Raw genomic sequence first — 21,226 nt, 5'->3', positions numbered from 1 at the left:
TCATTCATCAAACCGTTCATCCACCTTTTTTACATCTTTGGGTCTCCTTGATTTTACAACAATAGATAATCCAATTAATATAATAAATGGAATGTAAATGTAATAGTAATTCATCAAAAATGCTTTCAATAAATTAAGGACTCTTTCTGTTACTGGTACCCCGACATCAATCTCAAATACAAAATTCACGATGTCTAATGTATAGAAAATATCCTTGATATCCATATGCAAGAGATACTTTCCGGGCTTACTAAAGGTGTAATTAAAATCGTAATGCCCTTGCCTTACTAGTGTATAATTATTGGGATTGGAGAATACAGGCTTACCGTCTTTAAAAATATAAAAGGAAACAGGAAGCTCGATTAGTTGGTCTCCCGCGTTAGAAGTAAGACGGAAAAGAAAAGATACATTTCTATCAATAATGGGTTTTGATGGATTTACCAAAAGAGCCACCGTATAATTCCCTATTGATTGATTTTGAGTACCATTAAAATCAGCATCAGTATCTCCAAAAAAAGAATGTGCAAAAGCTAGTTGCTCATTGCCAACTAGAGAGAAACAAAATACTCCCAACATAAAAAAGATAGATACGAAGAACAATAACCATATTTCTGACGGTTGTAAACGTCCAAAGAACCTGACTAGTGAAGGATGATAATTATTTACAAGAGATGTTAAACCTAGCAAAATAACATATTTAAAAAACAAAACCCTTCCAGATGAAAACATATCAATAATTTGTCAAAGTTTAATATAATTCGAGATTGTATATGTATTTAAATAACATAAACATAATGACTCCGATCAATATGTTTTCCAAATGTAGAAATGAATTCTATTTTTAAGTTTTAAATCTCCTTAATAGTAAGGAATTACCAAAAACGAGTGTATCACTTATTACCCATCCTAACGCTGCCAAAGCAGGTGTTAATATGAGAGAATTGGTAAATCCAAATAACAAGCCAGCAGCTATAGGAATAGTTATAGAGTTATAAGCAAAAGAAATCGTTAGGTTTTGTTTTATTTTTTTTAATGAGTAGCTAGATAACTGTAGTGTGAACAAGATATCCGATAGATTATTTTTTATTAAAATAATATGTCCTGCTTCTTTGGCTACATCTGTACCTGACCCTATTGCTATTCCAATATCGGCTTGAGTTAAGGCGGGCGCATCATTAATTCCATCTCCAATCATAGCTACCACACGATTTTCCTTCTCCTGTAAATTTTTTATTTTTTCTACCTTTTGTTGTGGTAACATTTCTGAAAATACATTTGTGATGCCTATTTTATTGGCTATAGCTTGAGTTGTTCTTTGATTATCTCCACTTAAAAGAATTACTTCCTTTCCCATTGATCTGATTTTTTTAACTATTGATACTGCATCTTCTCTTATTACATCTGCGACTGCTATGAGACCAACTAACTTCGATTCTAAAAAAATTAATACTACGGTTTTGCCTTCTGACTCTAATTCTGTTATTTTTGGTTCCAGTTCTATGGGAACCTTAGATTGAAAACGAGGCAAGGAATTTTCATTGCTTTTGAGAACATTTTGCTTGTTGGAGTGTGGACTTGTAATCAATATCTGTTTTTGGTCATATTTAGCCATAACTCCATGACCAGTCACTGTATTGAATTCAGTAACTTCATGTAAGGCTATTTTTTCTTCTTTTGCCTTTTTTACAATCGCTTGTGCTATTGGATGTTCTGATTTTATTTCAGAAGAAGCTGCCATTTGTAGTAGATAATATTTATCATATCCTTTAATTGGAATAAGATCTGTTACTTCTGGTTTACCTTTAGTCAACGTTCCTGTCTTATCAAATACTATTGTATTTACAGAGGCTAATTTCTCAAGATACACACCCCCTTTAATTATAATACCTTGTTTAGCGGCTATACCAATTGCCAAAGATACAACCATAGGAGTTGCAATACCTAAAGCACATGGACATGATACTACCAAAACTGTCGCAAAAACTGTGATAGCAAATTGTATTGGAACCTGTGCTATTATTAACCAGTAGAGAGAAGAAACAATTGCCATAGAAAATACAATGGGAATAAAATATTTGGCACACTTATCTGCAATTCTTTGGATTGAAGGCTTGTTTGTTCGTGCCTTTGAAACTAATTCTATGATATTTGCTAATACTGTTTGGCTTCCAACACTTGTTGCTTTAACGTGAATGTAGCCATTTTTATTTACAGTACCTCCGATAACCTTATCCTTCAACCTTTTTTCAACTGGAATTGATTCACCGGTTATTGCAGATTCATCGACATAGGTTTCTCCATAGATGATAATACCATCAGTTGCGATGTTTTCACCAGGTTTTACAATAAAAACATCATTGATTTTTAAATTATCAACTTGTATCTCATCTTGTTTTCCATTTTCTCTGATGATAATGGTCTTTTTAGGTTTAAGAGCTACAAGTTTTTTGATAGATTCCGAAGTTGTCTTTAACGTTCTACTTTCAATGTATTCTCCGATTGTAAATATTGTTAATACTGATGCAGACGCTTCAAAAAAACTCACGCCTTGATTGGTAAAGAGAGCAATTACACTATATACATATGCTACAGATGTGCTTAATACCACTAATGTATCAACGGTAAAACTTTTTCTTTTTCTAATAGAATTGTAAAAACGTTTGTAAAATGGTCTACCTAATAGAAACTGGATAGGAGTGGCTAAGATTAAAAGAATATATCCAAAAAGTACGCTATCTCTAACTAGATTATAGAATTCTAGTAATTCTAATATGACTAATGGAATAGTTAGTGCTAGTCCTATCAGAATGAGTATCTTTGCTTGTTTGTCTTGTTTCCTTTCTCTTTCCTTTTGCATGTGTTGTTTTTCAAAAGAGTTTTCCATCATGGTTCCTGTAGACAATGATGATGACGGTATTTGTGATGATTCTGAACTGCAAGAACAACCACAACCGCAATTATCCTCAATCTCATTTAAATTTTCGAGATTGTTTTTATCCTTTTGTATCAAATTATCTTTTTTATTTCCTACTGGGATATCAGAAGATAAGGTAAATTTCCTTTTCAATTTGAGCTTTCCTTCTTTTTCTTTATGTCTACCAAAGATTCATTGTAATTTACACACCTATACAATCCGCTAATAATCTCAGTTAGAACAGAATCACTTTCCGCTAATAATCGTGCGACTCGTTCATTATTTAGATTATAAAAGACGTTCTTTCCTTCTCGTCTATTTCTAACTAATCCACAATCTAGTAGACAAGCTAAATGATTCGATATATTTGATTGGTTTTGGTTAGTCTCCTTTACTATTTCTGACGTAGTTTTCTCTCCGTTTCTAAGACATTCTAGAATGGAAAGTCTTGTAGTATCAGCCAAGCCTCTAAATAGCTTGGCTTTTAGAGATAATTTCTGAATATTGATTGACATATTATCACTCAATGATATGTTAATATGTTAATACAAGATACTAAAACTTTTGGGTAATTCCACTAACTTTGACTATACAAAGAAAACATTTAGATAAATATTTCTTTACTTTTGTTAAATTCTATCATGGTCATAATTTTGCAATTGTAAACCGGTCCTGTTTAATATGGGTATACTAGCTTTAGGTTAGTGAATTAATTGGGTACAAAGAAAATTAAATCAAATAACAAAGCTAATAATAAGAAAATATTAAACAAAAACAGTCAAAAATCAAAACGGATTGTGTTAGCTGTATCCATTGTTGTTGTGTTAACTGCTAGTATAGCAATAATAGGTTTTATGACCACTTCTGCCACTGAAAATATCAGTTCCACTTCTTCAAGTCAAAACCTAACAGGCAATTGGATGGATGTACATGGTGTAGGGATTTACTCCTCAGAGACAGGTGACGATAGTAATTCACTATATTTAGCAACCCATAATGGCTTGTTCAAAAAGGAAATCGGTAATAATTCTTCTAATACTTCTGGTTGGGTTGAAGTTGGTAGCGATAAGTCAGATTTAATGGGTTTTACAATTGATCCATCAAACAAAGGTGTTATGTATTCAAGTGGACATCCTCAAACAGGTGGTAATTTGGGCTTTAGAATAAGTGATGATTATGGAGTAACATGGCAAAAAGTATCAGATGTAACGACTCCAACCCCTATTGATCTTCATACAATGACTATTGGAAATAATCCTGAAATTATTTATGCCGCAAGTGGAATGGGTGATAACATCTTTATTTCTACCGATGGCGGTAAGAATTGGACCATCACCAGCCCCCCTGACGGGCAACAAGTTATTACATTGGCTGCCAATCAATCTAATTCAAATAACGTCTATGCAGCTACAACTGGTGGATTATTCTCAAGTATGGACCAAGGAGAGAACTGGCAAAAAATAAACAATGAATTAATCAGTGGCAATGATACAATGATTGCTGGTATAGGAATATCCTCAGATGGCAATACAGCATATGCCTTTGCAGTTCCTAATTCAGCTGGTCAGACCGAAAGCGGATTTATCATAAAATCAATGGATGGTGGAAAAACATGGACGAAGACAGATGGACAAATTACAGGATCAGTATTTGTAAGTAAATTTGCCTTCGGTAACAATGGAGAAGTATATGTTGCTGTAACTCAGGATAGTATGGAAACTGATGTAGCATCAAGTGTATTCAGCAGTAAAGACGATGGAAAAACCTGGACACTAGAAGGAACAAATAACAACAAATTAGTTGAAAGAATTTAAGCCCACAGATAGGTTCTGATGATATACTATTCGCATACTAGGATTGTAAGTACATGTTCATGAGGAATTAAATTCCCTGTTTTTATCACAGGGCTTCGAGTCCCAAGTTCGTCTGGTTTTTTATTGTTCAACTTATCAAGTTTTTGTTCCTTAAGAAAAAAAGATACTATAAAATATTGCAGAATTGTCTTAACAAACCCTGATATTTAATAGTCGTATTATAATATGTACATCAAATATTGTCTATGCGAAACAACAGGTCAAATCAAATGGCACCAGGTTGCTGATGTTACCAATAGTAGATCAATATTTGTTATTCATTCAAACTTTTTTCTATATATCAATGCTATCACCGAGGTAATCCAATTACATATAGTACATTATACCACATCTACTTCGTGGATGGTAATAAAGCCATTATCTCCTATTAGTCTTTTTAATGGTATTAATAGTGGTTCAATTTTCTCTCTCTCATCTACTGATTCGATCATCATTGGTTGATTTATCATTAGTCCTTCTAAATGCACTGTTGACTTACCTCTTCTACCAAATCCATCTACCCCAAGCCAAACGATTGCACCAAGAATATTTGCTTTGATCAAAAAATCAATGATCCTTTTTTCCATTCTTTTACCATCAACAACGTCATTTTTTTTCATTCGAATGGTTAAACAGATCATTTTCTTAAATGTCATATCTTATGATAGCAAAAGCATTGTTAATAAAATTCTGCCACCAACCAACGACAATATGGAGAAAGACACATTTGCCACTACATTTATGAACACATTCAAGAGTTCTCTGTTCTCAAACATAATAGTACTTTCCAATGCTAAAGAAGACATCGTAGTTAAAGACCCACAGAATCCAATCGCAATAAGAAATGAATATTTTGTATCCAAGTTATAATAAGCAGAAATAATTGAAAAAGCTCCCAAGATAAAACTTCCAATTATGTTAACAATTATAACATTTGATCCCATGACACCATATATTTCAGGATATGATGTGATTTTGTATCTAATGAACGCTCCTCCGATTGCACCTATACTAAGAAATAAAATGTCTACTAATTCTTTAATCAAGTTAAAAACCCAAAATTTCTAAATAGACCGAGTATGAATTGTGCTCTCAATTAGCGTTCAACAATGATTCTTGAAATTCAAAATTATTTTGAGATAATTTTCTTAAAAAGTTAGGCAAGTCTTGATAGTCTAATCTGTATTTAGACGTCAGGTCAGGTCTAAGCCTTGTATCTGAATTTATACCTATAGAGATATCAGCTTTCCTAAAAGCAGGATTGTCGTTTTCTGAATCTCCTAAATATAATACTTTTCCAATACCATTGTTTAGGTTAAATAGCTCTGAAACAACACAATCATAGGCATCTCCTTTACTTGTTTTTGTACCATAAATATCGATGAACGGGTGAGTTGCATATTCTTGGATAAAGAATTTTTTAAGATAATATTCAAAATTCTTGTTAGACTCCTTTTTTACTAGTTTGGCTTTTTTGAACGCATTGTACATACTCTCCTTGACGATTTTTTTATATTTTTTGGCGTTGGACACCCAATCCTCACTTTTATCATTTCTCCAATCTATTGTTATTCCACCTACCACGTCCTTGGCTATTGTTGAGAATTTCTTTTCTACGTTAATGAAAGGAAAATTAATTTCAAGAAAACTTGAAATCTCTTTTAATATGATGGAGTTTTCTATTATGGTCTCATTGTCAATCAATAAATGTCTAAAAGTACTAAGTTTGTCAATCTCTATATCTAAAGAATCAATTTGAGGTTTTGAATTATCTGCGTTTGTAACTTTTCGGTCTTTATCGTTCGTTTTCCTAGCATCGTTCAAAAACAATGTTTCTATTCCTAGCATACATGATATTATTTTAGAAAATTTTCTAACTCGTTTATATAAAAAATAGAAATCCTTGCTAGATATTATACAAATTGGAATAGTAGATGAAACATCAACTAATATATCTTCTAATTCCCCCGGAACAAATCCTGAATTGTTATCTTGTAAATCGATATGAGATGTTGGACATAGCGTGCCATCATAATCAGACAAGATTGCGATAATTTTACAATTATTATCCAAACAAGGGTTAAAGCAAATACAAGAATTAATAAATGTAACGGCAGTTACATTTATGCTATTCAGCAATATACATTATCGAAATTATTAATTCTTAATATCCGAATAGCCTTTTTTAAGGGAATCATGTTGACTAATCGAATGAACTAGGTAAAGGATAATTTTTATTATTTAATAGGTGTCGTCTTATAGCAACCAAATGATTGATAAGCCAACATCATGGATAATTGTTTTTTATGATGTTCCTACCGAACCTACAAAACTAAGGGTAAGGATATGGAGGGAGTTTAAAAAAATAGGGGCATTGTACCCTCAAATGTCGTTTTGCATACTGCCTAACAACAAGGAAAATAGGGAAAAAATTGAAGATATTTCCAGAATCATACTTGACAATGGTAAATTCATCCAAATATCTACTAATGAATATGACGAAAAAGAACATAATAAGATGTTAGAAATGTTCAGAGAAGAAAGAGACAAGCAGTACGACGAAATCTATGAGGAATGTGAAGAGTTCATAGAAGAGACTGACTTGAACATTAAAAACAAAAAATTTACACAGGAAGAGGTAGAAGAGATGGAAGAAGTTCTTGATGGATTAAACAGGTGGGTAGAGAAGGTCATGTCGAAAGACTGGATAAAAACATCACCTAAAATTACAAATCTAAAAGAATGTTTAAAGAAATGCCAAGAATCAATGGATCAATTTGCGGAATTATCCTTTCCAAAATGATATCTATCAAATGATAAAATGGAATAACTAAACCCATGACTATCTGACATGTATACAAATCCCATCCTACTGCTTATTGCAATGTTCCACTTTTTTGGATTCCCTATTTTTGTGAGCTTCAAATTTACTCTTGGCTATTTAACGTATATTTGATTGAGAACTTTGTTAACCAGAAGAGAGAAAAGCAAATTGATAATTTGCATAATTTAATTTGGTCGAGGTCTATCCTATTTTGAAGCAGTTAATGGTCAATATTATTGATATGTCGTTAGGCATGATAATCGGTATGATTTTAGCTCCAATTATGATGAAAGGTGTTAAAAAGTTACATCAAGAGTATAGAGTCAATAAGATTTTAAAAAACCTTAAGGAACAGAGAGTAAATGAAAAATCAGAAGATGAAAACAGCGAATACTATTTCAGGTTAATTCTTTTGAGCTTTATTCAGTGACCTGTATGCTCTGTTGATTGATAAGTCATAAATTGATTAATAGAACTTACTAGACTTGAATTATTTGTAATTAATAACAAGATCGAGCCATTTTTTAAATCCTGTATCTTGTATTGTATTTGATCTTTATTTTGAGTCATAGCATCTGTGCCAGGAACAGATTCTGCGTGAATAAAGAAAGGTTTTGTAAAGTTTCCTTCAGTAAAGTCATTTTGTATATCTCTTGTGTGGCTTTTAATTTGGTTAATAATATTGTTGTCTTTCTCATCCAAGGCTGTTATCTTTATTTGTCCTCCATCCTTAGTTGTAGAGAATTCATGAGCGATCTTGGACTGATCAAACCCCATGGCAAGATTACCTCTTTGCATCATTTGAGTCATATTGTGACTATTCATAGGTTGCGATAAGCCATTCTGTAAAGAATCCAAAGATGATTCTTGTGCATATGTAACCACTAAGTTAGTATTGGCACTTTGGAATATGATAAACGTAAAATAAAGTATTACAATAACTCGTAAATTAAATGAGCCTCTCATGATTACCGATGTAAACACTAATAATAAAAAATTACTGTTCATTGGTAGAAATCATATGACGCTTCATGATAAACTATAGAATATTAGTGAATCAATATACTCATTTTATACATAATTGAGAAATTTAAATTTCGATAGAGAATCCCCAAGTTGACCATCGGGGTTCGAGTCCCACTTCTAGCGATCTTGGTTCATCTATTATTATTAAAACTGACTTGCAATGTTTAAACTCATGACCACCTAATATGTAAACAAATCCATAAAATGCCATCGTATCATGCGTTATTATATGATTCTTTAAAACAGGTTTTCATGTAATTATTCTGTTTTCTATTAAAATAATAAACCATTTAGATTTAAAGAATCCTTATATTCGACTTTGGTAATTATATACAGTAATGGGGAATATCGACCAAAATCTACAATTCCAGGCTTTGGTTATAATGGAATATTGGTGGAAGTAATGAGGCCCATCAACAATAACAAAAATCTAAAACATACATGTCCCAGATGTAATTCTGAGAACTTGCCTGGATCTCAGACGTGTAGAGAATGTCACACGGATTTAAATACATCATGTACTGATTGCGGACATAAGGTCCGAACAACAGCAAAGTTTTGTGATGAATGTGGAATCGAACTTGCTGCACCCGAATCTGAATCAGCATGGTATTTTAAGATAAACTCATTAGCATCATCTGTACAGTTACCATCAAGGAGAATTCACCCTAATGCAATACAGATGAAAGGTGAGAGAAAAAATGTTACTGTGTTATTTACAGACATTAGTGGATTCACGAAAATGTCTGAGAAACTTGATCCGGAAGAGGTGATAGATATTCTAAACAATTGTTTTGACAAGCTTACAGAAATCATTTACAGATATGAGGGAACTGTTGACAAGTATATGGGAGACTGTATTATTGCATTATTTGGTGCTCCCGTGGCACACGAAGATGATCCTGAGCGCGCAGTTAAGACAGCCATGGAGATAATGGAGGCTTTAGATGAATTGAATAAGACTTTGCCTATTCCAATTCATATGCATGTGGGAATTAACACTGGTTTGGTTGTAGCCGGAAGTATAGGTTCCTATTTAAGAAAACAATATACCGTTATAGGGGACACTGTCAATACTGCATCAAGAATTCAAAGTGCAGCTCAATCAGGTCAGATACTTGTAGGTGAAAGCGTATATACCCTTACCAAAGATGTCTTTAATTTTGACCAAGTAGGTGAAATTACTGTTAAGGGAAAGGAAAAACCTATTAAAGTATACCTCCCTCTGAGTATGCGACCTATACAAAGCCGTTTTAATAAGTTAAAGTCTAAAGGATTAAGTCCTTTTGTTGGGCGTGAACATGAGTTAGCTTTGTTAAAAAATCTGTTCTCCAAACTGATAAAAGGGGAAGGATGTATCGTAGGTATTTCTGCGGATCCAGGAGTTGGTAAATCACGGTTATTACACGAGTTTTTTCAACAGATATCTTCGTCTTCAATCACCTTTCTTGAAGGACAATGCAAACCCTATGGTCGAATATCTCCCTATCAACCTTTTATTGATATAGTCGCTCAATATCTGGGTCTACTAGAACCGGTTACTGAAGACAAGAGAGAATATCTAAAACAAAAGCTTGACGGGATTAAAGAGCACATCTCTTGTTTTGAAGAGTTTTTTTCCCTTGAACCTAGTGATAAAAACTACAATCAGCTTTCGCCTGAGATAAGAAGAAGAAAAACCTTTGAAGGTCTTGGGGCTCTGTTTCAACAAGCTTCTGTGGATCGACCTTTGGTTTTGGTTCTTGATGACTTACAGTGGATGGACGAAACATCTCTAGAGTTCTTAGATTGGATGATGAAAGAGACGGAACCTAATCATATTATGTTAATTCTTGTGTCACGTCCTGAGTTCCAGCCTCCTTGGAAGGGATTAAAATCATATATATCAATTCAGTTAACTTCGCTTCCCGTTACCCAAGGCTATACACTTGTACGAGCCCTATTTGATGCTCCCGTCTCTAAGAAGCTACAGGACTTTATTATGGATCGCACCGAAGGGAATCCTTTTTTTATTGAAGAGCTTATCCACAATCTAAGAGAAACTAACTCTGTTGATTTAAACGGCTCTTATTCTTTTGTAATGCATTTCAACAAGCTAAATATTCCACAAACGGTTCATGGTGTTTTGGCTGCACGTATAGATAGACTTGATACCCAGTCAAAGAATATACTACAAGTTGCGAGTGTTATAGGACGCGAGTTAAACATTCGCGTGTTAGAAAAAGTATCAGAACTTGAAAGTACTGATCTAATAAAGAATCTAGATAATCTTACTAGAAATGGATTCACGATGCAGATACAGAACAACACATCTTATACTTTCAAGCATGCATTAACAAGAGATGTAGCTTATGAAACATTGTTAAAGTCCAGTCGTCGAATATTGCATAGGAAAGCAGCTGACGCAATCAAGCAGGTACTTCCGTACGTAATCGAAACACAGCCTGAACTTTTGGCTCATCATTACACAGAAGCAGAACTCTTTGAAATAGCAATCCCATTATGGCAATCAGGAGGAAGAAAAGCTATTCAAAGATCTTCTAATGTAGAGGCAGTAAGTCACCTCACAAAAGGATTAGAGTTACTCAATAATTTAGCAGATTCACCTATGCGCGTACAACAGGAAATAGATGTACTTACCACTATTGGACCAGCTCTTATGGCAACCAAGGGGCCGGCATCGGCTGAGGTAAAAAGAGTATATGACAGAGCCAAAACGTTATGTGAACAAGTCGGACAATCGTCGTTACTATTTCCTGTTTTTTTTGGATTATGGAGATTTTATTTGCTCAGAGCAAATTTTGAAGTCGCACAGGATCTGGCAAACAGACTTGTAAAGCTCGTTAACCAAAATACACACCAGCAATTTCTGATGGACACTTACTTTATAATAGGTGTAACATCATTTTGGCGTGGAGATTTTCAATATGCACATAGAAATTTCGAAAAAGTCATTGCAATGTACGATCCCCAACTTCATTACATACATACATTTCTTTTAGGTCAAGATCCTTTGTTTGTTTGTTTATCCTATGACGCATTTATCCTTTGGACTATGGGATATCCAGATCAATCATTGAAAAAAATCAGCGAAGCCGTTAACTTGGCTAGGAACCGTAATCATCCCTTTAGTTTGGCATATGCTTTATTTGGTACATCTAAAATTTATCAGCTTCGTCATGATCACCTTATGACTTACCGATGGGCCGAGGAGGCAATAATCCTTTCAACTGACAATGATTTTCCTTATTTTGGGTCAATATCTAGTATTTTGAAAGGTTGGTCAGTGGTAGAAAAAGGAGACATCAAAGGAGGAATAATCCAAATTCAAGATGGCCTAGCTAATTTAAAGATGACAGAATCGGCCGTAAACAAGACATATTATCTTGCCTTATTGGCAGAGGCTCACAAGAAAAATGGAGATGTTATAGAGGGACAAAAAGTAGTGTCAGAGGCATTAGATATGGTCAGTAGAAACAAAGAACTATGGTACGAATCTGAGTTATACCGAATAAAAGGAGACCTAGCTATAATGGCCGATAAAAATGAACTTGAGGCTGAAAAATCCTATCTCATAGCTATTGACTTGGCCAATAGAAGAATGGCATTATCTTTTGAATTACGCAGTGTATTAAGTTTATTTCACTTGTGGAAAAAAAGAGGAAAGATTAAAGAAGCTCAAAAGATGCTTCGCGCAGTCTTTGAAAAATTTACAGAAGGTTTTGAGACAAAAGATATTCAGGAAGCAAGAACAATACTTGAATCTTTGCAATGACCTAATTATTCGTATGAGTAATAATCCTTCTTCTTATGTTCCCCATGGTAGAAAATCATCGTTTCAATATCTAATGTTTTATTGTGAAGAAACACGTTTGGAGTTTAGTATTTTTATTAGAAACCTGTCGATAAGTGAATTAACCTGTTGTGGAACTTCAAGCTGATGATAATGTCCCGAGCCAAAGGTTTTCTCTACAATAAGCTGAGGACATAGACTATTGAAGTGAGATAAATCTGAGAATGGAATTCCCGATCCTATATAAAGTACCGGCACCTTACAGGCTAAAGCAGCTGAAACGGAGTCATATGTAGAGTAGCTAACTAGAGTGGAAGCAATTACGTGTTGTTCGACCAACAGCAGCTCTTGCAACAGTCGATCTTTACGATTAGGATCATTAGTAAACCCAATGAATGGAAGCAGAAAATTCTTTAAATTCTCACGATATTGTTGTGTTTGCATTGCCAAGACAAGTGGTTTCAATCCTTCAATGAACTCCTTGGGAGGGATAACCGGAGAATCGAGGATCACTATGGCTGAGGGTAAATCGGAAAACTTTGAAGCAAGTTCTAAAGCTATTAATCCTCCCATACTATGTCCTATGATTACAGGTTTTACGATCTTTAATTCCTTACATAACCAAACAAGATCGTCGGCGTAACCAGCTATAGTATAGTGTTGTCTTGGTTTATCACTTTTGCCATATCCTCTTAAATCTACAGCTATTGTTCTATGATTAATTCCAAAATGCTCAAACTGAGGAGCAAAGTGGGTATGATCATCCATCCCACCATGGACCAACAAAATCGGAGGGTCACCACTACCAGCCTCCTCGTAATATAGATTTAAATCTCCAAGCTTTAACTTACCCATAGTTTTCAATTGCTTCAAAATATATATAAGGTTTATTTATGAGGATGGTAATCAACTCCACACACAAGCAATTAATAACAATCGTTCAAGAACTAATTAGAGTTTTATTGAATCTTGATACCTTTAATTTCATGATTTTGTATCCAGTTTGATATTTACTAACTATGTATCACTACCTAACATATGAGCAAACAAATCCCATTTCTTTCTAATTTTTGACAATCCATTTAGAATTAGATTCCCTGTTTTTATAACAGGGCTTCGAGTCCCACTCCCGGCGCCTCAAGTGTGGGTTCTGCCTATATTGTTATATATTCAAAGAGCAAAATTTTATTAGTTGAATCTTTCCAGTAACACCAATCAATTATGTGAAAGTCCAAAAGAATCACTCGCTAATCTAGAAAGAAAAATAGAATGTTCTCACTACACGAGTATTTATAATGAACTTTTAAATCTTCTTAACAATAAAGAATTTCCAAAAACAAACTCATTGTCGCCTCAATTGCAATAGTGGTCGCATTAGCTCTTTTTGCAAGCCCCATTGTGGCTATGGATAACGACGCCTTTGCAACCAAAAAGAAATACAAAGGTGGAAACGTAGCTCAACAATCAATATCTCAATTACAAGCATCAGTGCAGAACGCATTGTGTGCATCTGGAACTGAAATATTCGTGTCGTGTAATAACCTTAGCTTCCAAAACCAAAAGAACAGTGGAAACAACGCATTAGCACAACAAGGCAGTGGTAGTGGAAAAGGTGGAAACTCTGCAGAACAAAGCATCAGCCAATCACAATCATCCAACCAAAATAGTCATGTAGTTTCTGGTGGAGATACAATAGGCTCTGGTAACAACATAAACGTTCAGAATCAAGAAAATTCAGGAAACAACGCATTAGCACAAAGCTAAGTCCAAATTCACCTATCTTTTTTTTAATTTGTACTTTCAGTTTAATTTAGGATTAATCTGGTATAATTAATTATTTCATAGAACTCTATTACCACTGGGAACTTAATCCCACGCGCCAAAACTAAATGACCTATCTTATTGAAGATCGCCTTTCTTCCTGCTGCTACTTCGCCATTTTCCTTCTCTACTTTGCTTCATACCCCAAGAGGCCCACGTGGCCGCCATTACAGCGATGAATCCTAAGAAGATCACAATAATTATGGCAACGTTCTGATAGATAGTGAAACTTTCAGCAAAGAAGAATAACCAGATGATAATACCTATTATAGAAGCGAAAAAGGTAATAATAGATATGGTAACCCTCCAGCCCATACCGTCAGAGAGTGAATCGGTCATCTTACTTTCGCTTATGTATAATTGCAAAAACTAATAAGGTTTTCACATTACGTATGGTCCTTCTCTATATGGACCCAGAGACAAATTCCCAATCCAAATACCGCTAAGACACTATCATACTCCATTACATATCTTCTGAACAAACACTTTTAGTTTACAAATTAAAATAGCCACAATTTTGCACCCATTGCTGATATATTTGGAGCAATAATTCATACCACTTGTTATTCTTATATCGTAAAGCACGTTGAATTTTAATGGTGGATGCCCGTTCTTTAATATAGTAAATATATTGTCCGATTATTAAAGACTATCACATTTGGATATAAAAGAATTGTACGACTTTCAAATGGTGTAATTTACCTATCGATTATAGATTTTAGTTGAAATCAAGACTTAATTAACAAGAATACTTTAGATTAAAAATGACTTGTGAAAATCGTGAGGTTGTTGCGGAGTTTAATATAGTCCTCCTAGAAAAACATTATTCAAATGATCAATTACCTCCAAGCATGAGGGACGAACTAGCAATTGCTACTTATGCTATTAAAAAAGTTAAAGGAATTAATGTTGTGGTAACGGGCATGAGTATTCAAATAAAATCTAAATCGATTCAAAATATTTTAAAAGCAATAGAGTATGCCCATCTATCTCTTAAGGATATAGGAATTTCACGAATAATTTCATCAATTCATATAGATGAAAGATTTTATAAATCAGAAACGGTAGAAGAGAGAGTTGGTTGAGTATAAGAAAAGTAGAATATTAAACAACATAATACTATGGCGTTGTTGAAAGAAATGTCTCTATTATCTTGCTAAACTTTTCAGGATATTGATACTGTGTTCATTGCTCTAAATATTGGATTCTATTCAACATTGAACCGTATCCCCGCGCGCCCAAATTGGTTTTCAATATTTTATGTGATAAATGCTTACACAGATATTATAGATAATAAAGGTAACCTATCAATAAGCAATTGTCTTTAAATCCAAGGTTTAATTATACTTATAATATGAACCAATGAAAAGTCCCAACCAAATTTAGCATTATATATTTTTAGAATGCTAAAAAAATACTGTCTAATAGCTTTATACATTGAATAATACTTTTCTAATTGCTCCTTCTTTTAATATCATGCCGCTATCAACAAAAAAACCCATGGATCAAATGGGTCTTAAACCTTGGAATGTGTCTGAAACTGGGTTTTCTAGTTATGATAAACCATTTGATAAGTTAATATTTTTTTTCTCAATTATGCTATTTTAGCCCCATCAGGCCACAATGCTCAACCATCAGCATTTAGAATATTTGATGATGATAACACAATTCATCTCTATGCAGACAGAACAAGAGCATTGCCTGTTGTAGACCCTGAGGATAGGGAATTGACCATTAGTTGTGGAACTGCCTTGTTTAATTTGCAGTTGATAATATCATACTTTGGCTATAGATTTGAAATATCCTTGTTACCACAACAAAAAGGAGAAGACGAGAGTGATCATGATGATTTGTTGGCTACCGTTAGGGTGATAGACATTAATGAAAAACTAGAGAAAATCAAAGATTAAGGACTAAAAAGTTGTTTAACTCAATTACTATGAGAAGAACAAATAGATTTAGATTTGACGATGATAAGGAAATCTCACAAGAAATTCTCTCCAACCTTCAATTTATCGCTCAAAAATTTGAAAGCGTATGACTTCATATTGAGAAGAACAGGGAGGAAAAAGAGCAACTTGCTAAACTGATTACACAAGGAGATATCATTCAAATGTCAGACAAAAAGTTTAGGAGGGAATTGGCTTCATGGGTCGACACAAATAGGAGTCATCTTAGGGATGGGATGCCCGGTTATGCGTTTGGATTTGGCGATATCATGTCTTTAGTCGGCCCGTTTGTAATACGAACATTTGACTTTGGTAAAGGACAAGCAGCCAAGGACAAGGAACTTGCTATAGGTTCTCCTGTTCTATTAGTGATAGGTACAAACTCCGATAACACGCTTTCATGGCTTAATGCAGTCCTGGCATTATCAAACATATTATTATATCTCAAATTCGAGAATATATGGTCTTCCCATCTAAATCAGCCTATTGAGGTCCCCGAATTGAGAAAAAGTCTTGGCAGTTTAATACCTAGTCATAGCGACACAAATCCACAATTACTTCTACGAATAGGCTATTCCGATAGAGAAGTATTGCCAACGCCAAGAAGGTCAATTGTACAAGCTATAATTAGTGGAGAACATACACCCACCAAATCTTTATCCTAAGATTTAACATCAAATAAATCTACATTGCATTAGAATCCTACTATAGCTAGGAACTTAACCCCAACTACGAATAAGAATTATTACTAGAATACAGCACCATGAATTTTGTCTTGTATAAAAAAGTTGCTAAATATATTGATAAAAGTCACTCAGGAACAGGCTTTTATTTATACTCAAAATGATAACATATTGGTGCATCCAAACTAATAAAATATATTCAAGGATCAATATTTACTTAAATTCAAACTAGATGACGAAGAGATAAGATACTAGTGACAATCCATTATTTAACCCATAAATTATATGTAGTAGTTTGATTCCAACCAATTGGACCACTATATTCATTACCACCCGTTTCATTTGCAGAGACTTTTGAATCTATTTCTCCTTTTACCTTCAACTCATACTTACCTGGAGGTAGGGACTTTAGAAAAAGCCAGTTTCCATCCGCTACAGCTTGTGTTGTCTGAGCAGTTAAATTTAAGATATTATCTTGAGGCAATGTAAAGTTAAATAGATCAGTTTGAATACGGTACTTTTCTACATGAGGGATAGTGATATTATTAAGGAATGCTTCTCCTCCAGTAACTAAATCTTGCATATTTTTAGCACACTCTCTTAGTTCATTTTCTGTTTTTAGATGTTTAAACTCAGCATAAGAACATTCGGAATTTAATAGCGTAATTAACAATGCAGTATTTTGAGGTATGTTACAATTGCGTTCTACTGGATGCTCAAACGCTTGAGTCAAAAACCATACTGGTCCATGTTGATATTCGTCACAGTATTCCCCAGTGTCATCATAAGACGGATTCTTGTTCCCAGGGATTGCATACGTCCATTGCCACCATTTTTCAGTCCAATCAGCATAGGTTATATTAAATGGCTTTGAATTCAAGTCATATACTAAACTAGAAATATTAGCATTCAGATTAACCTTATCTTGATTTATAAAGCTTTCATTTCCTTTGATTGCAAACAGGGAGTTAACAGGTAACACTACAGTTAGAACTATAATAAGCAATAAGATTATCATCATTTTTTCCATGAGGTTTCCAATTCTAAATCGATATATAACTTTTTATGATGGTTAAGTCCGAACAAATCCTTATGAGAGTAGACTTTTTCTATTGCTTACAAATAATAAAATTGTATCTATTTATTAGATAATGGGACATAATTTCGCCAGATTATTATAGTTGTGATATTTATCAAAAGTATCTCTTAAAGTAACCGAAAATATGGATTCAAGTGAGTATGCTTGCATAATGTATAAGGTACAACTCTGTATCCCGAACCCATCAACACTAGGAATCTTTGATATACGCATGATATCATGGACACCGGGATGACAGCTTATTCCTATTTTTTAACGAAAACATAGTGAAAATACTTTGAAAAATAAACTCTCTATACGACTAATAAAACATTTTTAGTCTTGTTCCATCTCATGATTTTTGTTATGTCTAACGAATACAATAAAGTTGCAGTAGTGACTGGAAGCTCAACAGGCATAGGCCTTGAGACATCTTTGGCCCTAGCTCGAAATGGTTATTTAACTTGTGCCACCATGAGAGATTTACAAAAGTCCAATAAAATAGAAAGCGTAGCACAGAAAGAAAATATTCCGATAAAAGTATTCGAAATGAATGTTGATAATGATAATTCAGTAAAAACAGCAATAACAAAAATAATAAATGAATATGGTCGAATTGACATCCTAATTAATAACGCTGGCTATGGTTTGTTTGGAGCAATGGAGGACTTTACAATGGATGAAATCAAGAAACAATTTGAGACTAATGTTTTTGGTGTTATGAGAGTAATTCGAAATGTTCTTCCAACCATGAGACAACAAAAAGGTGGAATAATAATCAATGTTAGTTCTATGTCGGGATTGGCCGGAATACCTTCTCAATCCGTTTATTCTGCTACAAAATTTGCAGTAGAGGGAATGAGTGAAGCTTTATCATACGAATTAGAACCTTATGGAATCAAAATGGTATTAATTGAACCTGGAGTAATAAATACCGAATTTGTACAAGATTTAGTTTTACCTTCAAATAAATATGGAGTAGATAAAAAAGGGATTCAGATTAACCAGTTTGACGATGATAATAAGGATACTTCATTATCTTTCTATAATGAAACCATGCAAAGATTCTTGACATTTTACTTTAATGCAATGAGTAAAGCTCCTCATCCGGGGGTTGTTGCAGACGAAATAATCACTAGTATTGGAATTGTCTCTGATGAATCAAATACTTCTAGTCCCGTCTTAAGAATAACAGTTGGAAACGATTCAAAAAAATACTCGAGGCTTAAAAAAGAACTAACTGATAATGAATTTCATACATTGTTAAAAAGTGATCTGTTAAAATAGATGAGAACTGCATTAGTTAGAATAATAAATTATATACTTTTTATAACTTCTAATATTGAAACATCTTTTAAATTGGCACATAATGTAGTTAGCTGAAATTTGAATAATTTATAGTCCTGATCCATATCAGGAACTTGCACACGTCTTTTCTTGTTATACTGAGTTAGTTACTGTTTATTAGCAACGAGAAGTTTGATGATCTTGTCTATCTTCATTATATCCGCGCCATAAATTTTTTTAATATATTCAAGACCCGATAGATGATCATCTTCTGAAAAGGCTTGGACTCCATCTTCTGCTATTATTATTTTCATACCTCTTGTAAAAGCGTCGTAAGATGTATGTTTTCCGCAAATGTGTGTGTGCACCCGTGATTATTATTGTGTCAACACCTTTTCCGTTATATTCTTCATTTAGCTCTCTATCCAAGTTAGTTCGGTCAAAAGCGCTATACGTTCTTTTGGGAATAACTCTGTCACTCCTAAGTGGTTTTAACTCATGAATAACTTGCTGTCCGATAGTCCCTTTAATTGCATGAGGCCCCCACAGGTCTAATTCATATCTATCAGTCAGAAGATGCTCATCTACACAATAAAAAATTGGAATTTGATTCTTCCTAGCTATATCCAACAAAGCATGAATATTTGGAATAATCTCTAATGCCCTTTCACATTTTAAACTACCTTTTATGAAGTCATTTAACATGTCCAGTACTAAAATTGCATACCTAGCCAGGTTTATCCCACGATACTAATACTTTTGATACTGGATATTTTATTTTCTCATACTAGTAACGTGCAGATCTTTGATATTATCGGTTATATTTATTTTCAAATAATCTTATCGTTAAACAATATCTACGTGATTATTGAGGGGGATAAAATATGCCCTAAGAACGTTATGAACTCAACTTAATTTCAATACCGTCACATCCTTTCAAATCCTCTTGTCATAGGAAGATCCGTATTTGCATTAGAACCCCATTATCACAAGTAACTTAATCCCATGCGCCCTGACTAATTTACTATACTTTCTATTATATATCGGCATAGAATTATTGGACCATGATAACACGTTGTAACTTAAATAATTCAGTTTACAGGTAATAAAGTTCAAGATCGACACGGTGGCTTAGATCTACAATACTTTTATACGACAAGAATGATTTCAGAATGTGAAGATCCTTAAAGCAAGCTCGAGATTCCTAGCATGACTATGGAAGAGGTCCAGCGATTTCTCGAAAATAAATTAAATTTACAGTTTGCTACCATCGATAATAAAGGAGATCCTAACATTCAACCTGTATGGTTCTACTACGACAAAAATGAAGAAAAACTATTCATCATGACAGGCAAAAAGACAAATAAGAGTCAAAATGTCAAAGACCTACCATCTATTTCTGTATCGAAGATGGTAACAGTCCATATAAAGGTGTAAAAGGTAAAGGTGTAGCAACTATTTCCGACGATGTTCAAACAGTCATATCAATATCTGATAAGATTATCATCAAATATTTGGGTACACTCGATAATCCAATGGCAAAGACTATTAGTGAACGCTCTAAAAGCGGAGAAGGTATCGTAATTGAAATAACACCAAAGTTTTTCTCTACATGGGATTTTGGTAAGGTGTCTATGTCTTAACTGCAAAGTAGATAAGTTAAAAGAATTGATTTGAATTGAATTCAGATTAGAAGAGAGATGCTTCATTAAAATGTGATTCTGATCTGGCTCTAAAATTTCATAAAATAATGCTTGATTTAATTATTTGATTGGCTTTATTTTTATCATATCTTTTACTTGATTTAACTAAAGTTTGAATATCAAAATGTTTTTTGATCATTGTGGTTATGGTCAATATGACTATCGTGTTACTGAAAGTAAAGTTAACAAATTTAGTACCCTACATAAATTAAGTGTGAAAGGCTCCAACTTTTTGAATGCATTTGTAAAAATAGTCGTAAAGTATGCACTTAGAATAGAATGCTAATCGGTTATT

Annotated in this window: 20 protein-coding genes and 1 pseudogene; 10 read left to right on the top strand and 11 right to left on the bottom strand. The window is 33.7% G+C overall.

The window, feature by feature from the left end:
- From AB0A59_RS00105 to AB0A59_RS00095, 3 genes are all read right to left on the bottom strand, one after another.
- On the bottom strand, window positions 1-708 hold the full coding sequence (locus tag AB0A59_RS00105) for a hypothetical protein (protein WP_458745405.1): 708 nt from the start codon (window positions 706-708) through the stop codon (window positions 1-3).
- A gap of 133 nt (window positions 709-841) precedes the next feature.
- Window positions 842-3,067, bottom strand: a complete 2,226-nt coding sequence (locus AB0A59_RS00100; RefSeq protein ID WP_458745403.1) for a heavy metal translocating P-type ATPase — start codon at window positions 3,065-3,067, stop codon at window positions 842-844.
- Entirely contained in the window at window positions 3,064-3,429 is a 366-nt protein-coding gene (locus AB0A59_RS00095; RefSeq protein WP_458745401.1) for an ArsR/SmtB family transcription factor, read from the bottom strand. The genes AB0A59_RS00100 and AB0A59_RS00095 overlap by 4 nt, the downstream gene beginning before the upstream one ends.
- Window positions 3,430-3,627: 198 nt before the next feature.
- Here AB0A59_RS00095 and AB0A59_RS00090 point away from each other — a divergent pair, with 198 nt between their 5' ends.
- On the top strand, window positions 3,628-4,728 hold the full coding sequence (locus AB0A59_RS00090; RefSeq protein ID WP_458745399.1) for a sialidase family protein: 1,101 nt from the start codon (window positions 3,628-3,630) through the stop codon (window positions 4,726-4,728).
- Between the two features lie 380 nt (window positions 4,729-5,108).
- Here AB0A59_RS00090 and AB0A59_RS00085 read toward each other — a convergent pair whose 3' ends face one another.
- From AB0A59_RS00085 to AB0A59_RS00075, 3 genes are read right to left on the bottom strand one after another with little or no spacing between them, the layout of a single operon-like run.
- Complete coding sequence (locus AB0A59_RS00085) at window positions 5,109-5,387, bottom strand: DUF190 domain-containing protein (protein ID WP_458745397.1); 279 nt, start codon at window positions 5,385-5,387, stop codon at window positions 5,109-5,111.
- Window positions 5,388-5,426: 39 nt separating this feature from the next.
- Complete coding sequence (locus tag AB0A59_RS00080; protein WP_458745395.1) at window positions 5,427-5,813, bottom strand: fluoride efflux transporter FluC; 387 nt, start codon at window positions 5,811-5,813, stop codon at window positions 5,427-5,429.
- Between the two features lie 46 nt (window positions 5,814-5,859).
- Complete coding sequence (locus tag AB0A59_RS00075) at window positions 5,860-6,840, bottom strand: HAD hydrolase family protein (protein ID WP_458745393.1); 981 nt, start codon at window positions 6,838-6,840, stop codon at window positions 5,860-5,862.
- A gap of 196 nt (window positions 6,841-7,036) precedes the next feature.
- On the opposite strand from AB0A59_RS00075, the gene AB0A59_RS00070 reads away from it, so the two are divergent.
- Both AB0A59_RS00070 and AB0A59_RS00065 read left to right on the top strand, forming a co-directional pair.
- Window positions 7,037-7,570: a Chromate resistance protein ChrB gene (locus AB0A59_RS00070; protein ID WP_458745391.1), complete on the top strand. Its 534-nt coding sequence runs from the start codon at window positions 7,037-7,039 to the stop codon at window positions 7,568-7,570.
- A gap of 244 nt (window positions 7,571-7,814) precedes the next feature.
- Window positions 7,815-8,021, top strand: a complete 207-nt coding sequence (locus AB0A59_RS00065; RefSeq protein WP_458745389.1) for a hypothetical protein — start codon at window positions 7,815-7,817, stop codon at window positions 8,019-8,021.
- On the opposite strand, the gene AB0A59_RS00060 is transcribed toward AB0A59_RS00065, so the two are convergent.
- Window positions 8,015-8,557: a hypothetical protein gene (locus tag AB0A59_RS00060; RefSeq protein WP_458745388.1), complete on the bottom strand. Its 543-nt coding sequence runs from the start codon at window positions 8,555-8,557 to the stop codon at window positions 8,015-8,017. The two genes, AB0A59_RS00065 and AB0A59_RS00060, sit on opposite strands and share 7 nt — an antisense overlap.
- A 379-nt stretch (window positions 8,558-8,936) precedes the next feature.
- On the opposite strand from AB0A59_RS00060, the gene AB0A59_RS00055 reads away from it, so the two are divergent.
- The gene (locus AB0A59_RS00055) at window positions 8,937-12,392 is read left to right on the top strand and encodes an adenylate/guanylate cyclase domain-containing protein (RefSeq protein WP_458745386.1); all 3,456 of its coding nucleotides are present in this window, start codon (window positions 8,937-8,939) and stop codon (window positions 12,390-12,392) included.
- Between the two features lie 78 nt (window positions 12,393-12,470).
- Here AB0A59_RS00055 and AB0A59_RS00050 read toward each other — a convergent pair whose 3' ends face one another.
- Window positions 12,471-13,265: an alpha/beta fold hydrolase gene (locus tag AB0A59_RS00050; RefSeq protein WP_458745384.1), complete on the bottom strand. Its 795-nt coding sequence runs from the start codon at window positions 13,263-13,265 to the stop codon at window positions 12,471-12,473.
- Between the two features lie 510 nt (window positions 13,266-13,775).
- Between AB0A59_RS00050 and AB0A59_RS00045 the strand changes: the two genes are divergently transcribed.
- Window positions 13,776-14,174 carry a hypothetical protein gene (locus tag AB0A59_RS00045; protein WP_458745382.1) on the top strand — a complete coding sequence of 133 codons (399 nt, stop codon included), beginning with the start codon at window positions 13,776-13,778 and terminating at the stop codon, window positions 14,172-14,174.
- 135 nt (window positions 14,175-14,309) lie between these two features.
- Here AB0A59_RS00045 and AB0A59_RS00040 read toward each other — a convergent pair whose 3' ends face one another.
- The gene (locus tag AB0A59_RS00040) at window positions 14,310-14,570 is read right to left on the bottom strand and encodes a hypothetical protein (RefSeq protein WP_458745380.1); all 261 of its coding nucleotides are present in this window, start codon (window positions 14,568-14,570) and stop codon (window positions 14,310-14,312) included.
- Between the two features lie 425 nt (window positions 14,571-14,995).
- Between AB0A59_RS00040 and AB0A59_RS00035 the strand changes: the two genes are divergently transcribed.
- The 3 genes from AB0A59_RS00035 to AB0A59_RS00025 all read left to right on the top strand — a co-directional run bounded on the left by AB0A59_RS00035 (window position 14,996) and on the right by AB0A59_RS00025 (window position 16,845).
- Window positions 14,996-15,316 (top strand): thiamine-binding protein, encoded by a 321-nt coding sequence (locus tag AB0A59_RS00035; RefSeq protein ID WP_458745378.1) that lies wholly within the window; start codon window positions 14,996-14,998, stop codon window positions 15,314-15,316.
- A gap of 612 nt (window positions 15,317-15,928) precedes the next feature.
- Complete coding sequence (locus AB0A59_RS00030; RefSeq protein WP_458745376.1) at window positions 15,929-16,141, top strand: hypothetical protein; 213 nt, start codon at window positions 15,929-15,931, stop codon at window positions 16,139-16,141.
- Between the two features lie 203 nt (window positions 16,142-16,344).
- Window positions 16,345-16,845, top strand: coding sequence for a hypothetical protein (locus AB0A59_RS00025; protein WP_458745374.1), 501 nt, complete (start codon window positions 16,345-16,347; stop codon window positions 16,843-16,845).
- A 283-nt stretch (window positions 16,846-17,128) separates the two neighbouring features.
- Here the strand turns inward: AB0A59_RS00025 and AB0A59_RS00020 are convergent, their stop codons facing one another.
- Entirely contained in the window at window positions 17,129-17,884 is a 756-nt protein-coding gene (locus AB0A59_RS00020) for a hypothetical protein (protein ID WP_458745372.1), read from the bottom strand.
- A 423-nt stretch (window positions 17,885-18,307) separates the two neighbouring features.
- Between AB0A59_RS00020 and AB0A59_RS00015 the strand changes: the two genes are divergently transcribed.
- On the top strand, window positions 18,308-19,228 hold the full coding sequence (locus AB0A59_RS00015) for an SDR family oxidoreductase (protein ID WP_458745370.1): 921 nt from the start codon (window positions 18,308-18,310) through the stop codon (window positions 19,226-19,228).
- 167 nt (window positions 19,229-19,395) lie between these two features.
- Here AB0A59_RS00015 and AB0A59_RS00010 read toward each other — a convergent pair.
- A pseudogene (locus AB0A59_RS00010) lies at window positions 19,396-19,933 on the bottom strand (isochorismatase family protein).
- A gap of 504 nt (window positions 19,934-20,437) precedes the next feature.
- On the opposite strand from AB0A59_RS00010, the gene AB0A59_RS00005 reads away from it, so the two are divergent.
- Entirely contained in the window at window positions 20,438-20,665 is a 228-nt protein-coding gene (locus AB0A59_RS00005) for a pyridoxamine 5'-phosphate oxidase family protein (protein WP_458745368.1), read from the top strand.
- The last annotated feature ends 561 nt before the right edge of the window (window positions 20,666-21,226 follow it).

The organism is Candidatus Nitrosocosmicus sp. T (genome assembly GCF_054408485.1).
Note: the sequence above shows the minus strand (reverse complement) of the source record. Positions and strands in the feature narration are given on the sequence as shown.